19 protein-coding genes are annotated in these 18,107 nt (G+C 60.4%); 12 read left to right on the top strand and 7 right to left on the bottom strand.

The window, feature by feature from the left end:
- Window positions 1-9: 9 nt before the first annotated feature.
- Entirely contained in the window at window positions 10-660 is a 651-nt protein-coding gene (locus phaeop14_RS00480; RefSeq protein WP_096788426.1) for a carbonic anhydrase, read from the bottom strand.
- Between the two features lie 138 nt (window positions 661-798).
- On the opposite strand from phaeop14_RS00480, the gene phaeop14_RS00475 reads away from it, so the two are divergent.
- From phaeop14_RS00475 to phaeop14_RS00465, 3 genes are all read left to right on the top strand, one after another.
- Entirely contained in the window at window positions 799-1,194 is a 396-nt protein-coding gene (locus phaeop14_RS00475; protein ID WP_175304789.1) for a hypothetical protein, read from the top strand.
- A 298-nt stretch (window positions 1,195-1,492) separates the two neighbouring features.
- Window positions 1,493-2,887: a leucyl aminopeptidase family protein gene (locus phaeop14_RS00470; protein WP_096788425.1), complete on the top strand. Its 1,395-nt coding sequence runs from the start codon at window positions 1,493-1,495 to the stop codon at window positions 2,885-2,887.
- A gap of 11 nt (window positions 2,888-2,898) precedes the next feature.
- On the top strand, window positions 2,899-3,744 hold the full coding sequence (locus phaeop14_RS00465) for a C40 family peptidase (protein ID WP_096788424.1): 846 nt from the start codon (window positions 2,899-2,901) through the stop codon (window positions 3,742-3,744).
- Between the two features lie 37 nt (window positions 3,745-3,781).
- Here the strand turns inward: phaeop14_RS00465 and phaeop14_RS00460 are convergent, their stop codons facing one another.
- Together phaeop14_RS00460 and phaeop14_RS00455 are read right to left on the bottom strand one after the other, a co-directional pair.
- Window positions 3,782-4,126, bottom strand: coding sequence for a DUF2794 domain-containing protein (locus phaeop14_RS00460; RefSeq protein ID WP_173674603.1), 345 nt, complete (start codon window positions 4,124-4,126; stop codon window positions 3,782-3,784).
- Window positions 4,127-4,194: 68 nt separating this feature from the next.
- Window positions 4,195-4,896: an ArsR/SmtB family transcription factor gene (locus tag phaeop14_RS00455; RefSeq protein ID WP_193438254.1), complete on the bottom strand. Its 702-nt coding sequence runs from the start codon at window positions 4,894-4,896 to the stop codon at window positions 4,195-4,197.
- 163 nt (window positions 4,897-5,059) lie between these two features.
- Between phaeop14_RS00455 and phaeop14_RS00450 the strand changes: the two genes are divergently transcribed.
- Window positions 5,060-5,608: a c-type cytochrome gene (locus phaeop14_RS00450; protein WP_096788421.1), complete on the top strand. Its 549-nt coding sequence runs from the start codon at window positions 5,060-5,062 to the stop codon at window positions 5,606-5,608.
- Between the two features lie 26 nt (window positions 5,609-5,634).
- On the opposite strand, the gene phaeop14_RS00445 is transcribed toward phaeop14_RS00450, so the two are convergent.
- A complete protein-coding gene (locus tag phaeop14_RS00445) occupies window positions 5,635-6,258 on the bottom strand; it encodes a TetR/AcrR family transcriptional regulator (RefSeq protein ID WP_096788420.1) in 624 nt (207 codons plus the stop codon).
- 358 nt (window positions 6,259-6,616) lie between these two features.
- Between phaeop14_RS00445 and phaeop14_RS00440 the strand changes: the two genes are divergently transcribed.
- From phaeop14_RS00440 to phaeop14_RS00410, 7 genes are all read left to right on the top strand, one after another.
- A complete protein-coding gene (locus phaeop14_RS00440; protein WP_096788419.1) occupies window positions 6,617-7,555 on the top strand; it encodes an AEC family transporter in 939 nt (312 codons plus the stop codon).
- A 177-nt stretch (window positions 7,556-7,732) separates the two neighbouring features.
- Entirely contained in the window at window positions 7,733-8,566 is an 834-nt protein-coding gene (gene fghA, locus phaeop14_RS00435) for an S-formylglutathione hydrolase (RefSeq protein WP_040178089.1), read from the top strand.
- A gap of 3 nt (window positions 8,567-8,569) precedes the next feature.
- The gene (sthA, locus tag phaeop14_RS00430) at window positions 8,570-10,063 is read left to right on the top strand and encodes a Si-specific NAD(P)(+) transhydrogenase (protein WP_040171639.1); all 1,494 of its coding nucleotides are present in this window, start codon (window positions 8,570-8,572) and stop codon (window positions 10,061-10,063) included.
- Complete coding sequence (locus phaeop14_RS00425; protein ID WP_096788418.1) at window positions 10,063-10,515, top strand: YaiI/YqxD family protein; 453 nt, start codon at window positions 10,063-10,065, stop codon at window positions 10,513-10,515. The genes sthA and phaeop14_RS00425 overlap by 1 nt, the downstream gene beginning before the upstream one ends.
- Before the next feature lie 80 nt (window positions 10,516-10,595).
- Window positions 10,596-11,561 carry a DMT family transporter gene (locus phaeop14_RS00420; protein WP_040171642.1) on the top strand — a complete coding sequence of 322 codons (966 nt, stop codon included), beginning with the start codon at window positions 10,596-10,598 and terminating at the stop codon, window positions 11,559-11,561.
- Window positions 11,562-11,572: 11 nt separating this feature from the next.
- On the top strand, window positions 11,573-12,193 hold the full coding sequence (locus phaeop14_RS00415) for an HAD family hydrolase (RefSeq protein ID WP_040171645.1): 621 nt from the start codon (window positions 11,573-11,575) through the stop codon (window positions 12,191-12,193).
- Window positions 12,190-13,110: an ornithine cyclodeaminase family protein gene (locus tag phaeop14_RS00410; RefSeq protein ID WP_096788417.1), complete on the top strand. Its 921-nt coding sequence runs from the start codon at window positions 12,190-12,192 to the stop codon at window positions 13,108-13,110. Before phaeop14_RS00415 ends, phaeop14_RS00410 begins: the two co-directional genes overlap by 4 nt.
- Window positions 13,111-13,128: 18 nt before the next feature.
- Here the strand turns inward: phaeop14_RS00410 and phaeop14_RS00405 are convergent, their stop codons facing one another.
- On the bottom strand, window positions 13,129-14,370 hold the full coding sequence (locus phaeop14_RS00405) for an MFS transporter (protein WP_040171647.1): 1,242 nt from the start codon (window positions 14,368-14,370) through the stop codon (window positions 13,129-13,131).
- A 224-nt stretch (window positions 14,371-14,594) separates the two neighbouring features.
- On the opposite strand from phaeop14_RS00405, the gene zapE reads away from it, so the two are divergent.
- Window positions 14,595-15,665 (top strand): cell division protein ZapE, encoded by a 1,071-nt coding sequence (gene zapE / locus phaeop14_RS00400; protein ID WP_096788416.1) that lies wholly within the window; start codon window positions 14,595-14,597, stop codon window positions 15,663-15,665.
- Window positions 15,666-15,792: 127 nt separating this feature from the next.
- Here the strand turns inward: zapE and phaeop14_RS00395 are convergent, their stop codons facing one another.
- Window positions 15,793-17,061, bottom strand: coding sequence for a bifunctional folylpolyglutamate synthase/dihydrofolate synthase (locus phaeop14_RS00395; RefSeq protein WP_096788415.1), 1,269 nt, complete (start codon window positions 17,059-17,061; stop codon window positions 15,793-15,795).
- Window positions 17,062-17,156: 95 nt separating this feature from the next.
- Window positions 17,157-18,101, bottom strand: coding sequence for an acetyl-CoA carboxylase, carboxyltransferase subunit beta (gene accD, locus phaeop14_RS00390; RefSeq protein WP_040171652.1), 945 nt, complete (start codon window positions 18,099-18,101; stop codon window positions 17,157-17,159).
- Between the last annotated feature and the right edge of the window lie 6 nt (window positions 18,102-18,107).

The raw sequence follows: 18,107 nt of genomic DNA, 5'->3' as shown, positions 1-18,107 counted from the left end.
CTGCGCGACTCAGACTTGCTGGAAATTTCCGCTTCGCGGTTCATAGCACTCCAGCCCGCCTTCGCCGATATCAGTCCACAGACCATGCAGGCTCAATGTGCCATCACGTACGGCGCTGTCGATGAACGGGAAGGTCATCAGGTTTTCAAGCGATGCCACAACCGCCTGACGCTCAAACTGACGCGCCTGGGTATCGGTATCCTCAATATCCTCAACCAGCGAAAATTTCGGTTTCAGGATATCCATCCAACGCCCGACGAAGCTCTCCTGGGCATCCAGGGCAGGCGCGTGGCCTTTGCACATATCGATACAGCCCTGCACGCCGCCGCATTGTGAATGACCCAATACGATCAGATGCGCCACTTTCAGAACGGTGACGGCGTATTCGACGGTCGCACTGGTCCCGTGATGGTCACCGTCCGGCTGATAGGGCGGCACCAGATTCGCGATATTGCGGTGGATGAAGAACTCGCCTTGATCGGCGCCGAAAATCGAGGTGACATGCACCCGGCTGTCACAGCAGGAGATAACCATCGCGCGCGGGCGCTGGCCCTCACTGGCAAGCCGCCGGTACCAGCCCTGATTGTCGCTATAGGTCGTGGCTTTCCACCCGTGATAGCGCGTCACCAGATAGCTCGGCAGGGGTTTGGCAAATTGCATCTGTTGTTCCTCGATTGACCTCTGGCAGGTCTGTTATCAAGGATTGTTAGCAAATTCGAGAGATTTGACCACCTGCTTGGAAACCTTTTGACAACTTCTGAGGCGCAAGTTTGGCCCGTGCCGTGGGGGCATGAATAAATGGGGTTTAATGTGGTGGCTCAAATACTCACTGTAATACACAAAGAAAACGTGCGCCTGGACTCCGACAAATTGTCGGATCTCTATGCGCAACTTGGCGAAGCAGGGGCCGAAGATGTGGTCTGTCGCGCGATTGAGGAACTGGCCGTACGCCTGTCTCATTGTGAACGGCTGTGGCGGCAAAACGATATGGCCAACCTGCGCAAAAGCGCGCGATCGCTGATCGCCATCGCTGATCAGATCGGGATGACAGCAATGGCCCAGGTCGCGCGTGATGTGACCGGGGCGATTGATATCGACGATTTCGCAGCGGTGTCTGCGACCCTGTTCCGATTGATGCGGATTGGAGAACGATCCCTAACCGCCGTCTGGGAGCAACAAGACCTTTCAGTCTGACGCGTGATCCTGGGGGGACACGTGCTCAGATACGTCTGACAGCGGATCTGCCGCCGACGGAGCCTGTCTCCACCTGTCAGACCCAGGGTAGACTGCGCACCACATATTGGTTTCGATGTGACGTAAGTTATGCGTCCGGGCTCTTTCCAGGGCCTTTGTCGGCGTTCTATCAACAAAAATTCACCAGCGGCACCCGCTGGAAACAGCGGGTCGCCCCGCCAACTGCAGGGCTTGCAGACAGCGCTGTGGCAGATACTGTGACGATCAAATCGCCCCCCCCGAGCCGGAGTATCCTGCTATGCCCTCTGCCAAGCATCCTGCCTTTGCCAAACCGGACACCGCAAGCATCGCTTTGCATGTGCTGGATCAGAACACCTGCGAGGGTTGGCTGGCCAAAGCACCGGCCGAGACTACGACCTGGGCGCACGCCAACGGGTTTAAGGGTGCCATTGGGCAGGTCCTTACCCTCCCGGACAAAGATGGTCAGCCAAAGCAAGCCTTGGTCGGATATGGTACGGAGAAAGACCGCGCGCGGCGCCGCTTTGTCCTGGCCGGTGCACTGTCCAAACTGCCCAAGGGCACATACCATCTCGCCGAAGGCATTGCCCAAGAGGACCGCCCGGCAGAGTGCCTGGGTTGGCTGCTCGCCCAGTACAGGTTTGACCGCTACAAACGAGGGCGAGACGCCGAGACACATCTGATTGCGCCCGAGGGTGTGGATAGCGCCCGGCTCGAAGCCCTCGCTGCGGGGGAATTCCTGACACGGGATCTGATCAACACACCTGCGGCAGACATGGGGCCGGCAGAGCTGCAGGAGGCAGCCCAGACACTTGCCGACCAACATGGCGCAAGCATCAATGTGATCGCAGATCAGGACCTTCTGGCGCAGAATTTCCCGATGATCCATACCGTCGGCCGCGCCTCTGACCGCCGCCCACGCTTGCTGGAGATGCGCTGGGGCAGCACCGGCCCCAAGCTGACACTTGTGGGCAAAGGCGTCTGTTTTGACACTGGCGGACTGAACCTCAAACCCGGCAGCAGTATGGGGTTGATGAAGAAAGATATGGGCGGCGCGGCCAATGTATTGGGACTGGCCCATATGATCATGGCGCTGCAGCTGCCCGTCGCGTTACGTGTGCTTATCCCGGCGGTCGAGAACAGTGTTTCTGCCAACGCGTTCCGCCCCGGCGATGTGCTGACCGCCCGCAACGGGTTGACCGTAGAGATCAACAATACCGATGCCGAAGGTCGGCTGGTACTGGCCGATGCGCTGGCCTATGCGGCGGAGGAGACGCCCGATCTATTGATTTCCATGGCAACACTGACCGGTGCGGCCCGCGTTGCCGTCGGTCCGGATCTCGCGCCGTTTTATACGGATGTTGACGCTGATGCGGATGCCATCAACGCGGCAGCAGCCAAGGTCGCCGACCCGGTCTGGCGCATGCCCTTCCACGCCCCTTATGAGGCAATGATCGAGCCGCAGATTGCCGATCTGGACAATGCGCCCAGCGGCGGTTTCGCCGGTTCAATCACCGCAGCCCTGTTCCTGCGCCGTTTTGCCGAAGAACACCGCTACATGCATTTCGATATCTATGGCTGGACCCCCAGCGCAGCCCCGGCGCGCCCCAAAGGTGGTGCATTGCAAGGCGCGCGCGCTGTGTTCGAGGCGCTCCCTCAGATGCTGAAACTCTGAAGGATAGGACGATGGATCCCCGCCGCACACCCGCAAACGACCGCGTAGTCGCCGCACATCTGGCTCTGGATCCCGATGGTAGGCAGATCGTTGAGGGCCAGCCTGCACAGGTTTGTCTACCGGTCGTAAATCTCCTGCGGCGCCCGGACGGACCAAGGGATCGGCAACTGCTCTTGGGGGCTGAGGTCACTATCTACGATGACCATGACGGCTGGGCCTTCGTGCAGGCCGTTGCGGATCGCTATGTCGGCTATATCCCGACCTCGGCGCTGGAACAGTCCCCCGAGCCCGTCACGCATCGGATCTGCACCCCGGCGACCCATGCCTATAGCACTGCAGATATGAAATCCGCAGATCTCTGCAGCCTCAGCCACGGCAGCAGGCTGCGCGTCTCCAGCCTCGGCGAGAAATTTGCTGAAACAAATCAGGGCTACGTCCCCCGGCATCATCTGCAGCCAATTTCGCAGACCGACAAGGATCCGGTCGCTGTCGCGCAGCTGTTCCTTGGGACCCCTTATCTTTGGGGCGGCAACAGCCGCTGGGGCATCGACTGTTCCGGTCTGGTTCAGGCGGCGATGCTGGCCTGCGGGGTGGCTTGCCCCGGTGACAGTGACCAGCAAGAGCATGAGTTGGGCGACGATATCCCGCTTGGCAACGCAGCTGTGCCCACCGATCTGCAATCGGGTGACCTGCTGTTCTGGAAGGGGCACGTGGCACTGGTGCAGGATCCCGAAACCATGATCCATGCAAACGCCTATCACATGGCCGTCGCCTTGGAGCCTGTCGCTGCAGCCGTGGAACGGATCATGTCAGAGGGTGATGGACCGGTCACCGGCCATCGGCGCGTCATCCTCTGAGGCGAAACCCGCTGCCGTGCAAACGCGTGTCAGGCCGTCAGGTCACCGATCTGATCAGCTTACGCTCAAGCACCCGCAGCACCATTCGCAGATCATGTCCACGTTTCAGGATCTGACCATCCATGCCGACAACCGCATATTGTCCTTGCCGGTTGCGCAGCTTGGGTCGCTTTTCGATCCGGTACAATGGGTGCTCAGCCGTGCGGCGAAACACCGAAAATACAGCCAGATCCCGCAGGGTGGAAATGCCGTAGTCCCGCCATTCCCCGGCGGCAACCATACGACCATAGAGCGACAGGATCACCGAAAGTTCGGTCCGATGAAAGGCAACCTGCTGCGGGTCAGAAAACGATGCGAAGGGCTGCACTTGGTCAAAGCTCATATCAACAGCGTCGCGCCAAACAGCCCGCAAATCAAGCATTATTGCTGATCGACCGTGCTGCGCCGCCCTCAGGACGGCGAAAGTTCGGGCACAACAGACCGCGTATCCAGGCCAATGATCTGCTCAAATGCCGCCCGACCGGGCGTCGTCAGCAACAAGCCCCGTTTAACGGACTGGCGCTTCACCCACCCCGCATCCAGCGCGTGGGACAGCAACTGACGCCCTAAAGCGCCTGAAATATGCAGACGCCGTTCGGTCCAGTCCATACAAGGGCGGGCAAATGGCTGCCGTCCCGGCTGGTCAGGCAGCACCACGCCAAACCTGTCCCATTCTGTCGCCGGGATCACCTCAAACCCTCCGTTGCGCTCAACCAGAAGGCCCAGCTCAATGAAACGCGCAGTCATCGCCACAGCCAGCGGGCCTGCAAAATGGTCGTAACAGCTACGGAGCGGTGCCAACTGACCCGCCTTGCGCTGCTGTGCGCGATGCAGATGATCCGACGGCGCAATCGCCGCCAACTGTTCGAGGGTATGGGCCACCTCCGCACTGGCCAATCGGTGAAACACACAGCGCCCGCGCTTTTCGGCCACCACCAGACCTGCGGACTGCAACATCTGCAAATGCGCGGTGGCAGTGGGCGGGGTGACACCTGCGGCTGAGGCCAGCTCCTTGTTGGTGTAGGACCGCCCATCCAGCAATTCGCACAACATACGGGTGCGGCTGGCATCGGCCAGGGCCTGGCCCAGAATATCAAATCGTGGCGTACTCATGCACAGAGACTAACCCAGCGCCCGGGATCAGGCCCAGTACAAACATTTCGCCCGCCGTCGAACAGTTCGCTGTTGGAAGTCCGTTTGCGCATTAACCGCGATCTAACCTGATCCGCATAATCTGGCGGCCTTGCGACACATCTGGTTAGGGAAACAGCAGGCGATGACACTCCACCTGACAAAGGACAGCACCCACCCGGCGCGGGTCGTCGCAGTGTCTCCGAACACCCGCCAACTTCTGATCCCTCTCTTTGCGGTGTTGAGTAGTCTGTTGCTGATGGCGGCATTGCTGTTGCTCGCGGGCAAGGTTGAGGCAGAAAGCCCCGCACCGAACAAATATGTTGCCGAGCGCATCGCCCTGATGAGCAGCCAGAAAAAGGCGCTTCAGGATCTCACCGCAATGACGCGGGATTATATCGCGTTTGATCGATCCGGTGCCCGTGCGGCGCGCCGCGCCCTGGTCCGGTCGACACGCCGCATTCCACGCCATTTCCGCCGCGACGTGACAGATCTCTCGTCACACGCGCGCGGTGGCATTTGGACGAACTGGGCTGATTTCAAACGCCATGCCGATGATGCTGAAAAAGCAGCGCGCGCGCTGAATACCCGCTCAGCCTCAGGACTAAGACGCAGTTTGCCAAGGCTGATCTCTGCCTGTCACAACTGCCACCAGATCTATCGCAACACGCCCAGGGAATTTACCACCCACTAAGGCCCCTCCGGTCCGTCGTCTAAAATTTAGGCAGACGCGCCATAACGAGCGAGGAATGTGGTGATCGCCGCATCGACCACCCGCTCCCGCTCCTGCAGTCCGATCTCAGCTTCGATATTGAACAGCAAGCGCAAGAACATATCCGCGCGGCACAATTCGGCAAACTGATCCGCAGCCAGATCCAGATCGTCGATCTTCAGTTCGCCACGTGATGTTGCCTCCGCCAGATACTCTCGCAGCTGGGTCCGAACGGTCGCAGGCCCGCTTTCATAGAACCGCCGCCCCAGGTCGGGAAACCTGTCCGCCTCGGCAACGCAGATGCGAAACATCTTCACACCAAATTCCGACAGGATCACTGAGAGGATATGATGACCCGCCTCGCGCAGCGCCATCTCTGGCTCGCAACAGCCCGACGCGATCGTTACCGCCCTATCCGCCTGACGGGCACACCCGTGGCGGGCAACCTCCATGAACAGCAGGCGCTTGTCCGGAAAATAGCTGTAGAGCGTCGCCTTAGAAACACCGGCTTTGCGGGCGATATCATCAACGCTGGCGCCTTCAAACCCATGGGCCATGAATACATCCCGCGCGCCCTGAAGCACCTGGTCATATTTTCGGCCCTTACGGGGAATGGCGGCTGGCTGGTTCATCCATACTCTCTGCTGTGGCGTCGGGTGCGACCGGATATGTCGCAGATCTCGGGTCCAATCTACACATTCGCAAATGAGGTCAAGCATTGCCTCACGCCCATTTGTAACACCTTGACACCCTGTGAGTTAGCGCGCCGCGCACGCAAGGGAAATAAACCTGCTCTCAGAACGTTGCGACACAGGCAACAGCTCTGCCACCAGCACGGCTGCGCGCCAGACCCATCGGCATTGCAGTGCCGATGGATAGGGCAGTCCGTGGAAACCCAAGTGCCGGGTTCGATACGGGACCAAATACTCGTTCCCGACGGAGACAGAACCCTCTTTCCGCGTTGGTCAATTCAGGTTACCAATTGCGGCGATGCTCGATATATTTCTGAGAACACTTCCGTTTTTTGCAATTATTGGCCTTGGATACTGGGCCGGGCGCAGCCGTTTCTTCTCCGAGGAGGCGACTGCGAGCCTGACTAAATTTGTCTTCTACTTTCCATTGTCGGCGATGATTTTTCGGTTTGCCGCCAATCTGTCCTTCTCCGAAATCTTCGACCCACGGCTGATCCTCGGTTACCTGCTGGGCACGATGGCGGTCTATGTCCTGACCACGCTGGTAGCGCTTCTGCGGCGTCTCGATATGCAGACCGCCGCGGTTGAGGCGCAATGTGCAGCCATCGGCAATGTTGGTTTTCTTGGCTTGCCGATGATGGTTCTGCTGTTCGGTCCTGCCTCAGTAGGACCAATGATGCTGATCCTCAGCGTCGATCTGGTGGTGTTTTCCTCCCTGATCGTGGTCCTGATAAACGTCGGGCGTGGCAGCGGGTTCGGCGGTGATACGCTTCGGCTGGTTGGACGGGGGCTGCTGCAGAACCCGATGATCCTGTCCATTTGCGCCGGGCTGATATGGTCGGCTCTGGCCCTGCCGATTCCGACGCCTGCCAATGCGTTTCTGGCGCTGCTTGGCGATGCGGCGACGCCGGGCGCGCTCTTTGCCATTGGGGCCTCTCTGGCGTCGAAATCCGCAGAACGGGTCCAGATCGCCAGCTGGCTCAGCTTTGCCAAACTGGTGTTGCATCCGGCCGCTGTGGCCCTCTGTCTACTGCTGCTTATCCCGGTCGATCCTTATGCCGCGGCGGTTGCAATTGCCGCCTCTGCGCTACCGGTTGCTGGCAATGTCTACATGCTGGCCCAGCACTATGGCGTCGCACCGCATCGGGCCTCCGCCGCAATTCTGCTCTCAACGACCCTCTCCATCCTGACATTGCCGATGGTGATCGCCTGGGTTTCAGTCCTGACGCTGCCCTAACACGTGCCAAGCGCCCTGATGGGCGGATCAGGCCAGCACTTCAGACCGCCAGAGACCGCAGTCTTCAGGTTTTTGCAATCATATGTCGCAAAAACAAGAGCCGCAGACGCGCAGTCACTGGACGCTATGGCTGACCACAGGTAGCGATAGACCAACAAGGAACAAAGGAGTCGCCCCATGGAAACCGTCTCGGAAAATGCCGCCTTCGGAGGCGTGCAAGGCGTCTATCGCCATGCCAGCAGCAGCACCAATTGCGACATGACCTTTGGGCTGTTCCTGCCGGAGGAAGTCGCCGACGGCCCGGTTCCGCTGCTGTGGTATCTCTCCGGGCTGACCTGCACCCATGAAAACGCGATGACCAAGGCCGGGGCGCAAGCCTGGTGCGCCGAACAGGGCATCGCCATGGTTTTCCCCGATACCTCCCCCCGTGGCGAAGGGGTCGCCGATGATGAGGCCTACGATCTGGGTCAGGGCGCTGGTTTCTACGTGAATGCCACACAGGCCCCCTGGGCTCCGCATTTCCAGATGTGGGACTATATCACCGAAGAACTGCCCGCTCTGCTCGGCGAACAGTTTGCGCTGGATATGGACCGCCAGTCGATCACCGGTCATTCCATGGGCGGACATGGCGCGCTGACCATGGCGATGAACCTGCCGGGCCGGTTCCGGTCGGTGTCGGCCTTCGCACCAATCTGCAACCCCTCCGCCAGTGACTGGGGTCGCAAACAGCTGTCTGCATACCTTGGCGCGGACGAGGCGGCCTGGGCTCGTCACGATGCCACCTTGATGATGCAGGATAGCGGCTTTGACGGGCCTATGCTGATCGACACCGGAACATCAGACCAGTTTCTCGATCTGCTGCAGCCCGAGGCACTGGCGCAGGCAGCCGCGGCGCGCCGCCAGCAGGCGGTTTTGCGGATGCAGCCCGGCTATGACCACAGCTATTTCTTTGTCTCCACCTTCATGGAGGATCATGTCTCCTTCCATGCCGAAGCGCTCTACCGGGGCTGAACCATGACAGACTACAACTATGATCTCATCATTATCGGCTCTGGCCCCTCTGGCCGGACCGCAGCCATTCAGGCCGGGAAGCTGCACCGCCGCGTGTTGGTGATCGACCGCAAGGATCGGCTCGGCGGTGTCTCGGTCCACACCGGCACCGTCCCGTCCAAAACCCTGCGTGAAACCGTACTGAACCTCTCCGGCTGGCGCGAGCGCAGTTTCTACGGACGTGCCTACCGGGTCAAAGATCAGATTCAGGCCGAGGATCTGAAGGCCCGCCTGCATATGACGCTCGATCATGAGGTCGACGTACTGGAACACCAGTTCAACCGCAACCATGTTGAGGTTCTGCCCGGCCTGGCCCGTTTTGTCGGCCCGAACGAGGTTGAAGTTGCAACCGAGGCAGGTGATACCACCCGTGTGACTGGCGAGAAATTCCTGATCGCCACCGGCACGCGGACCTATCGCCCGGACTACGTGCCCTTCAACGGAAAAACCGTGGTCGATGGCGATGAATTCCTTGAGATGGAGGAAATCCCCCGCTCGCTGGTCGTTGTTGGTGCGGGCGTAATCGGCGTTGAATATGCCACCATGTTCTCCGCCCTTGATGTGCGCGTGACCTTGATTGAGCCGCGCGACACCTTCCTTGACTTCATCGACAGCACGCTGATTCAGGATTTCACCCATCAGATCCGCGAAAACGGTGTCGATCTGCGGCTTGGCTCGGCCATCACCAAGATTGAGGATGAGGGCAGCCATATCGAGGTCAGCCTAGAGAACGGGCGCCATGTGCGCGGCGACATGCTGCTGTTTGCGGCGGGCCGCATGGGCAATACCGAGGCGCTGAACCTTGAAGCCGTCGGGCTGGAGACGGATCATCGCGGTCGCCTCAGCGTGGACCGCAAATCCTACCAAACCGCCGTGCCGCATATCTATGCCACCGGTGACGTGATCGGCCACCCCTCGCTGGCCTCGACCTCGCTGCAACAGGGCCGGGTCGCGGCCTGTCATGCGCTGGAGACCCCAACCCTGCCGGAAAGCCCCTGGTTCCCCTACGGGATCTATTCGGTGCCCGAAATGTCCACCTGCGGCATGTCGGAGGAGGAATTGCAGGAACGGGGCATCCCCTATGAAATCGGCATCGCCCGCTTCCGCGAAACCTCACGCGGGCACATCATGGGGCTTGAGCACGGCATGCTGAAAATGCTGTTCTCCCTCAAAACCCGCCGGGTTTTGGGCGTCCAGATCGTCGGCGAAGGCGCGACTGAGCTGATCCACATTGCGCAGGCGGTTCTGAACCTCAAGGGCACGGTGGACTATTTCGTTCAGAACACCTTCAACTATCCAACCCTGGCGGAGGCATACAAGATCGCCGGCCTTGATGCCTTCAACCGGATGCCCATCCCTGATGAATTCAAGGTGAAGAAATCAGACGCGGAGACATCCAAGCCCGCCGCCAAGGGTAAATCGACAGCCAAGGCGAAGTCGACCAAGGCTGCGGAGTAATGGCGCTCTATATCGACGCCGATGCCTGTCCGGTCAAAGCCGAGGCCGAGCGCGTGGCAACCCGCCATAAGGTCACCATGTACGTGGTTTCCAATGGCGGGCTGCGCCCGTCGCAGAACCCGCTGGTGGAAACGGTGATCGTATCAGAAGGCGCCGATGTGGCAGACATGTGGATCGCGGAACGCTGTGGCGCGGGCGATGTGGTGGTTACCGGAGACATCCCGCTGGCCGCCAAATGTATCGAGGCTGGCGCACGTGTGCTGCGCCATAATGGCGAGCGGTTCACGGAGGCCAACATCGGCCAGCAACTGGCGATGCGCGATCTGATGGCAGACCTCCGCGCCGCCAATCCACTGGGTGCGGGCGGCAGCGGCAAGGGGTTTACCAAGGCGGATCGCTCCCGATTTCTGGATGCGCTGGAGCGCGAAATCCGCGCCGCAGCCGCCAACTGACCCACGCCGGTTGCGCAGCCCTTGCCTCTGGCCTCTCTTTGCGCCACTGATCGCAGGGCAGACGACCAGAGGGGGCAGACGTGACGCAGCAACAGGCCAGCCTCTCGGTTCTTGGCGTCTTTGCCGCTATTGGCGCCGCGGTCTGCTTCTCCATCATTGATGTGATCTTCAAATTCCTGTCCGGGGACTATCCGCTCTATCAGGTGGTGATGCTGCGCTCCGTGGTGGCAATGGTTGTGTTGCTGGTGCTGATTATCCCGCTCGAAGGCGGCTACGGTATCCTGCGGACGCGTCAACCTCGCCTGCATTTGCTGCGCAGCCTTGCTGTGCTGTTTGCCAACCTCTGTTTCTTCACCGGTCTTGCAATCATGCCAATGGCTGAGGCGGTGGCCATCGCCTTTGCCACGCCACTGGTGGTGACCAGCCTGTCAGTTCTCTTCCTGAAGGAACGGGTCGGCCCCTGGCGCTGGACGGCAGTTGCGATTGGTTTTGCCGGGATCCTGATCATCATGCGCCCCGGTCCCGGCACCTTTCAACCGGCTGCGATCCTGCCGTTTCTGGGGGCCTGCGGCTACGCCACGCTGCATGTCCTGACCCGACGTGCGGGCGGCGCGGACAAGGCGGCAACGCTCTCCTTTTATCCCACGCTGGGCTTCTTGCTGGTGAGCACCCTCGTGGGGCTGACAACCGGCGATGGGCGCTTTGCCAGTTCTGACAACGCCGGGGTACAGTTCATTCTGCGAGCCTGGGTCTGGCCCGAGCCACAAGACTGGATCCTGTTCCTCATCGTCGGGCTGGCGGGCTCCATCGGGGGCTACCTTGTCAGCCAGGCCTACCGCCAATGCGAGGCCGGTCTGGTCGCCCCATTCGAATATATCGCCATGCCGATGGCTGTAATCTGGGGGGTTCTGGTGTTTGATGAATGGCCTGACGGGCCTGTTTGGATCGGATCCACCTTGATCATTGGCGCCGGGCTTGTTTCAGTCTGGCGCGAAACCCGCCGCAGTCGCCCGGTGCCACGCCCGCGACCGCGTTCGACCGGATAGGAGAGCTGAAGATGACCATCCAAGCCGTCGTTTTTGATATCGGCCGCGTGCTGATCGAATGGGAGCCCGAGCGCTTTTATGATGCCAAGATCGGCAAGACCCGGCGCGAAGCCCTGTTTCGCGAGGTCGATCTGCATGGCATGAACCTTGGCATAGACCGGGGGGATGACTTCAAAGACGCGGTTTACGCGCTTGCCGATCAGCACCCCGAATGGGCTGAGGAAATTCGCCATTGGCACGACAGCTGGCTCCAGATGGCCAGCCCTGAAATCCCACACTCCGTCCGCCTGATGCGCGCGCTGCGGGAGCGCGGCGTGCCAGTGTTTGCGCTGACCAATTTTGGCGTCGGCACCTTCGATCTGGCCAAGACCACCTACCCGTTCTTCAACGAATTCGATCAGGCCTTTGTGTCTGGCCATCTGCAGACCCTGAAACCGGAAGCGGAGATTTACGCCCATCTGGAGCGCGACACGGGCGTGGCACCAGAACGGCTGCTCTTCACGGATGACCGCCCCGAAAACATCGAAGCCGCCGCCGCACGTGGCTGGCAGACCCATCTCTTTACCCACCCTCAGGGTTGGGCCGATCGACTGATCTCCGAGGGCTTGCTAACAGCGGAGGGCGCCCGATGACCACGATCCTGCAGATCCCCTTTGATCAGGGGGAAGCCAATCTTGACTGGCTATCATTCTGCGACGCGCTTGCCGCCGGTCACCAGTTGCAGAAGGCCGAGGTCACCGACAGTTTCCTCTACCGGGGCAACGACACGCTGCTCAATCGCGCGGCCTGGATCGATGGTCTGGGTCTGGCGGTCAAAAGTGCCACAATTTTTCCCGGCAACCCGGATCAGGGCCAGCCAATGGTCAACGGCGCTGTCTGTCTATATGCGGATCAGTCCGGCATGCTGGAGGCTTTGGTCGATTTCCATCTGGTGACCAAATGGAAAACCGCAGGGGACAGTCTTTTAGGCGCTCTGCGATTGGCCAACCCTGACAGCCGAGAGATCCTGATTGTTGGGGCCGGGACCGTTGGCGCATCGCTGATCGAGGCCTTTGGCACCGCCTACCCCAAGGCACAGCTCCGCATCTGGAACCGCACCGCTGAGAAAGCCGAAGCGCTGGCCGACCGTTATCCAAACGCCAAAGTTGCAACCGATCTGGAAGCTGCCGTGCGGGCGGCTGATATCGTCGTGACCTGCACCATGTCCTCCAGCCCTGTCATCAAGGGCGCGTGGTTGCGACCTGGTCAGCACCTGAACCTGATCGGCGCCTACCGTCCAGATATGCGCGAAGCCGATGATGAGGCGTTGCAACGCGCGGACATCTATTGCGACAGCTTTGACACCACCTTAGATCACATCGGTGAATTCAAGATCCCTCTCGCACAGGGAGTGATCAGCCGCGATGACGTGCGGGCAGATTTCTACGATCTGACAGCCTTCCCCCGCTTCGATCCTGCCAAGATCACCCTGTTCAAAAACGGGGGCGGCGCCCATATGGACCTGATGACCAGCCGACACATTCTGGACCGCTGGCAAGGGGGAACATAGCCCCCCGCCGCACCACCGTCAGGCGGCGGCCAGCACAGTGCGCGGATGCTCACGGATCGGCAGGTGGACAATGGCGCTGAAAGCTCCGATCCCAACGCCGATCCACCAGACCAGCGTGTAGTCACCATAGATGTCATACATCCGTCCCCCCAGCCAGACGCCAAGGAAACTGCCCAGCTGGTGGCTGAAGAACACAATCCCATAAAGCGTGCCCATATAGCGCAGCCCGTAAAGATGCGCGACCAGACCGGAGGTCAGCGGCACCGTGGCCAGCCACAGGGACCCCATAACGATGGAAAACACGATCACAGTGACCGGCGTGATCGGCACAAGGATGAAGGCCGCCGCCGCAATCGTACGGCCGGTATAGATTGCCGCCAGCAGGTATTTCTTGGAGTACCGGTTGCCAAGCCAGCCCGCCAGCAATGTCCCGCCCACATTTGCCGCCCCTATCAGCGAAATCGCCACCGCCCCAAGCGCCGAGGTGGAGGTGATCCCGATGGAATACAGCGCACCGCCCGGCAGGATCGGTCCGCACATCTCTGTCACGAAGGCTGGGAAATGCGCGGTGACAAATGCCAGCTGATAGCCGCAGCTGAAGAAGCCAAGGAAAATCAGCGTGTAAGAAGGATCCTTGAACGCCTTCTTCAGGATCGCCCCCATGCTCTCTTCCAGCTCAGCCTTAGAGGCCGCCTCAGGTGCCCGCATCAGCGGCAATGTTGCAATCAGCGCCAGAACTACGCCCGCGAACACCAGAAATACGCTCTGCCAGCTGAGGAATGTCAGCAGCCACTCCGCGGTTGGAGCGCCAAAGATCTGCCCGGCAGACCCCGCCGCCGTCACAATGGCCAGTGACATCGACCGGTTCTCATCCGAGCTGGCACGACCAACCACGGCCAGCACAACACCAAACCCTGTACCCGCAATGCCGAACCCCACCAGCCATTCATAGGCCTGCATCTCAAACGGTGTGGTGGCCCAGGCGCTGAACACCAATCCGGCAGCATAGATAAGTGCTCCGATGATGATCGCCTTCCGGTCACCGATTTTCTCGGCAATCGCGCCAAAAATCGGCTGGCCGATCCCCCAGGCCAGGTTCTGAATGGCAATCGCCAGCGAGAATTCGGACCGGAGCCAGCCGAACTCCTCGGCAATGGGGATCTGAAATACCCCAAAAGAGGCCCGCACAGCAAAGCTGACCATGATGACGACACAGCCAACGATCAGAACGGGGGTGAACAGCGGGGCAGGTCGGGTCATGAGGAGGCTCCTTCGCCGGGATATGTCCGGCCAGACGACGGTACGGAAAAACCACATCCGGTCAAATCAGGATTTTTGCGAGAATGGGCAAGAATAATTGATGTATGAGCCACTCCGCTTTCCAAATGGCTCGCCCCCCGGTCACAGCGCTTGCCAAGCAAGCCCGTAGAGACCTGTCGGGACATCTCTTCCCATCCGCATCCCTGCGCGCTATCCCTTGCGGCATGACCCATCTGACCGCGCTCTATCAGCAGAAAATCGACGCAGGCCTGTTGAAACCGGATCCGGCACAGGAAGCTGTGCTCCCCCATTTCGACCGCATAGCCGAAGGTCTCAAAGCCCCCCCTGTCAAGCGGGGCCTGTTTCGCAAGGCCACCTACGAGACGGTGAAGGGGCTGTATCTCTGGGGCGGGGTCGGGCGGGGCAAATCGATGCTGATGGATCTGTTTGTCGACAGCCTCCAGGATGTTCCATCGCGCCGCGTGCATTTCCACGCCTTCATGCAGGAAATCCACGGCAAAATGCACGAGGCCCGCCAGCAGGGGGTCGAGGATGCCCTCGCACCGGTCGCGGCAGAGGTGGCCGGATCGGTCCGGCTCTTGGCCTTTGACGAGATGCAGATCACCGATATCACCGACGCAATGATTGTTGGGCGGTTGTTTGAGGCCCTGTTTGCCGCCGGTGTCACCGTGATCACCACCTCAAACCGGGTGCCGGATGACCTTTACAAGAATGGGCTGAACCGGCAGCTGTTCCTGCCATTCATTGATCTCATCAAGCAGCAGATGCAGGTCCATGAGATGGTCAGTCCGGTCGACTACCGTCAGGATCGGCTCACTGGGGCGCAGGTCTATTTCTCGCCGGTAAATGCCGAGGCAAACGCAAAGATCCGCGCGATCTGGGAAGATTTGTCGGGAGGCCCGGCAATGCCCCTGACGCTGGAGGTCAAAGGGCGCGAGGTCACTCTGCCCGCCTTTCGCAACGGGGTGGCACGAGCCGGGTTCTACGATCTGTGCGGCAAGATGCTGGGGCCTGGCGACTATCTGGCCATTGCGGAGGTTGTCAAAGTTTTGGTTCTGGAGGACATCCCCCGCCTGTCGCGCAACAACTTCAACGAGGCCAAGCGGTTCGTGACGCTGATTGATGCGCTGTATGAGGCAGGGGTGCGCCTGATCTGTTCCGCAGCGGCAGAGCCAGAAATGCTCTATGTCGAAGGCGAAGGCACGTTTGAATTTGAACGCACCGCCTCGCGTCTGCGGGAGATGCAGGACAAGGATTGGGGTCAGCAGAGCTGAACAAAGTGGTGGAAACGGGCGACGTTGCCGGGGGCGCTGCCCCCTCGAAAGCAGGGCTTTCTCACCCCCGGAGTATTTGGGGAAAGGTGACAGGTCGGCTGCGCTGCAAGCACCCCGGCTCTCAGCGTCAGCCGTTGTCGCGCAGGATGTGACCCGCCAGATAGAGCGAGCCGCAGATCAGCACCCGCGCCTGCGGGTCCTTGGCGGTGATCACCTGTAGCGCTGCCAGTGTGCTTTCTGCCGTGTCGGCCTTGATGCCGACAGACTTGGCTGCGGCTTCGGTCTCTTCGGCGCTGAGCGTATTCACCTCATCCGGGATTGAAATCGCCGTGAGGCTTTCAACATGCGGGGCCAGCGGAGCCATATAACCGCTCACGTCCTTGGAGTTCAGCATGCCGCAGATCAGATGCGTGGGCCGCGCGGGCAATGCCGCCAACACCTCCGCCAGCGCAAGGCCTGCCGCCGCGTTGTGGCCGCCGTCCAGCCACAGCTCAGCCGCGGGCGCCGCATCTACCAGTGGACCCGTTTTCAGCTTCTGCATGCGCGCAGGCCATTCGGCATTGGCCATGGCCGCCTCGCAGGCGGCCTCATCCGCGCCCAGGTGGCGCAGAACAGCCAGCGCTGCACCGGCGTTCTGAATCTGATGCGCCCCCAGCAGGGTCGGCAGCGGCAGATCCAGCAAGCCGTATTCGTCCTGAAACACCAGCCGCCCGCGTTCCTCCCAGACATGCCAGTGTTGGCCATAAGCGATCAATGGCGCACCGAGGCGGGTGGCAGTGGCCTCAATGACGTCCATCACTTCCTCTGGCTGGGGCCCAACCACAACCGGCACGCCGCGCTTGATGATGCCGGCCTTTTCGCCCGCGATCTTGGTCAGGGTGTTGCCCAGAAACTGTTCGTGATCGATGGAAACCGGAGTGATCACCGAGATCTCAGGCGTGATGACGTTGGTTGCATCCAGACGCCCACCAAGACCGACCTCCAACAGGGTGTAATCCGCAGGCGTGCGCGAAAACGCCAGGAGGCCCGCCACCGTGGTGATTTCGAAATAGGTGATGTTCTCGCCGCCATTCTTGGCGTAGCACTCATCCAGCACCTCACTTAGGTGCGGCTCCGAAATCAGCTCCCCCGCCAGCCGGATGCGTTCGTGAAACCGTGCCAGATGCGGCGAAGTATAGGCGTGGACGCTCTTGCCCATCCCCTCAAGCCCGGCGCGGATCATCGCCTGTGTGGAGCCCTTGCCGTTGGTGCCCGCCAAATGGACCACCGGCGGCAGCTTCTCCTGCGGATTATCCAGCGCCGCAAGCAACCGCCAGACCCGGTCCAGCGTCAGATCGATGATCTTGGGGTGCAGCGCCATCATGCGGGCAAGGATCGCGTCGGAGGTCTGGGTCATTTTGCGGCTCACTGATGTAGGCGATTTTACGAGGGCAATATAGAAACGGCCCGCGCGCAGGACGAGCGGGCCGTAATATCACAATTCTAGCAGGATCAGGTTCCTGATACCGGTGCGTCTGCGGCACCGTTGGCATCATTCGCGGCCTGCTCGCTTTCATCCGGTGCAGGCAGGTCGCCAACAATCTGCGGTGGCAGACCCAGAAGCATCCGGGTGATCTTGATCAACTCTTCCCGCATTTCGGTGCGCGGTGTCACGCGATCCAACATGCCGTGATCCAGCAGGTATTCGGCGCGCTGGAACCCTTCGGGCAGTTTTTCGCGAATGGTCTGCTCAATCACGCGCGGACCGGCAAAGCAGATCAATGCGTTGGGCTCAGAAATATGCACATCCCCCAGCATCGCATAGGAGGCGGTCACACCCCCGGTGGTCGGATGGGTCAGCACCACAATATAAGGCAGACCTGCCTCTTTCAGCATCTGCACCGCAACCGTGGTCCGGGGCATCTGCATCAGCGACAGGATCCCCTCCTGCATGCGCGCGCCACCGGCAGCGGAAAACAGCACCAGCGGGCGTTTCAGTTTCACCGCCTCTTCAGCAGCGGCAATGATCGCGTTGCCAACATACATGCCCATGGATCCCGCCATAAAGGAGAAGTCCTGCGCAGCGGCTATGATCGGGGTCCGGCCAATTTCACCGGCGGCCACCAGCATCGCCTCTTTCTCGGAGGTCGTCTTCTGCGCTGCTTTCATCCGGTCGGGGTAGCGTTTCTGATCCCGGAACTTCAGCGGATCCGCCAGTGGCTCAGGCACGGCAACCTCGGTGAAGATGCCACCATCAAACAACGCCAGAAAACGGTCGCGGGGCGTGATGTGCATGTGATGCCCGCAGTTGTTGCAGACATTTAGATTGTCGCTCAGCTCGCGGTGAAACAGCATGGTGCCGCATTCATCGCATTTGCGCCAAAGGTTCTCGGGAACTTCGCGGCGCGAGAAGATCGAATTGATCCGCGGCCGGACGTAGTTGGTGATCCAGTTCATAAGCCA

Source organism: Phaeobacter piscinae, assembly GCF_002407245.1.
Taxonomy (GTDB): Bacteria; Pseudomonadota; Alphaproteobacteria; order Rhodobacterales; family Rhodobacteraceae; genus Phaeobacter; species Phaeobacter piscinae.
This window is presented reverse-complemented; position numbering and strand designations above follow the sequence as displayed.

Bases quoted from the DNA above. Each gene is read 5' to 3' on its own strand.
- phaeop14_RS00450 (WP_096788421.1), top strand. From the start codon at position 5,060: ATGACACTCCACCTGACAAAGGACAGCACCCACCCGGCGCGGGTCGTC.
- phaeop14_RS00425 (WP_096788418.1), top strand. From the start codon at position 10,063: ATGGCGCTCTATATCGACGCCGATGCCTGTCCGGTCAAAGCCGAGGCC.
- phaeop14_RS00465 (WP_096788424.1), top strand. From the start codon at position 2,899: ATGGATCCCCGCCGCACACCCGCAAACGACCGCGTAGTCGCCGCACAT.
- sthA (WP_040171639.1), top strand. From the start codon at position 8,570: ATGACAGACTACAACTATGATCTCATCATTATCGGCTCTGGCCCCTCT.
- phaeop14_RS00395 (WP_096788415.1), bottom strand. From the start codon at position 17,061: ATGACCCAGACCTCCGACGCGATCCTTGCCCGCATGATGGCGCTGCAC.
- phaeop14_RS00475 (WP_175304789.1), top strand. From the start codon at position 799: ATGGGGTTTAATGTGGTGGCTCAAATACTCACTGTAATACACAAAGAA.
- phaeop14_RS00460 (WP_173674603.1), bottom strand. From the start codon at position 4,126: ATGAGCTTTGACCAAGTGCAGCCCTTCGCATCGTTTTCTGACCCGCAG.
- phaeop14_RS00455 (WP_193438254.1), bottom strand. From the start codon at position 4,896: ATGAGTACGCCACGATTTGATATTCTGGGCCAGGCCCTGGCCGATGCC.
- phaeop14_RS00440 (WP_096788419.1), top strand. From the start codon at position 6,617: ATGCTCGATATATTTCTGAGAACACTTCCGTTTTTTGCAATTATTGGC.
- phaeop14_RS00445 (WP_096788420.1), bottom strand. From the start codon at position 6,258: ATGAACCAGCCAGCCGCCATTCCCCGTAAGGGCCGAAAATATGACCAG.
- phaeop14_RS00410 (WP_096788417.1), top strand. From the start codon at position 12,190: ATGACCACGATCCTGCAGATCCCCTTTGATCAGGGGGAAGCCAATCTT.
- phaeop14_RS00415 (WP_040171645.1), top strand. From the start codon at position 11,573: ATGACCATCCAAGCCGTCGTTTTTGATATCGGCCGCGTGCTGATCGAA.
- phaeop14_RS00480 (WP_096788426.1), bottom strand. From the start codon at position 660: ATGCAATTTGCCAAACCCCTGCCGAGCTATCTGGTGACGCGCTATCAC.
- zapE (WP_096788416.1), top strand. From the start codon at position 14,595: ATGACCCATCTGACCGCGCTCTATCAGCAGAAAATCGACGCAGGCCTG.
- phaeop14_RS00470 (WP_096788425.1), top strand. From the start codon at position 1,493: ATGCCCTCTGCCAAGCATCCTGCCTTTGCCAAACCGGACACCGCAAGC.
- fghA (WP_040178089.1), top strand. From the start codon at position 7,733: ATGGAAACCGTCTCGGAAAATGCCGCCTTCGGAGGCGTGCAAGGCGTC.
- accD (WP_040171652.1), bottom strand. From the start codon at position 18,101: ATGAACTGGATCACCAACTACGTCCGGCCGCGGATCAATTCGATCTTC.
- phaeop14_RS00405 (WP_040171647.1), bottom strand. From the start codon at position 14,370: ATGACCCGACCTGCCCCGCTGTTCACCCCCGTTCTGATCGTTGGCTGT.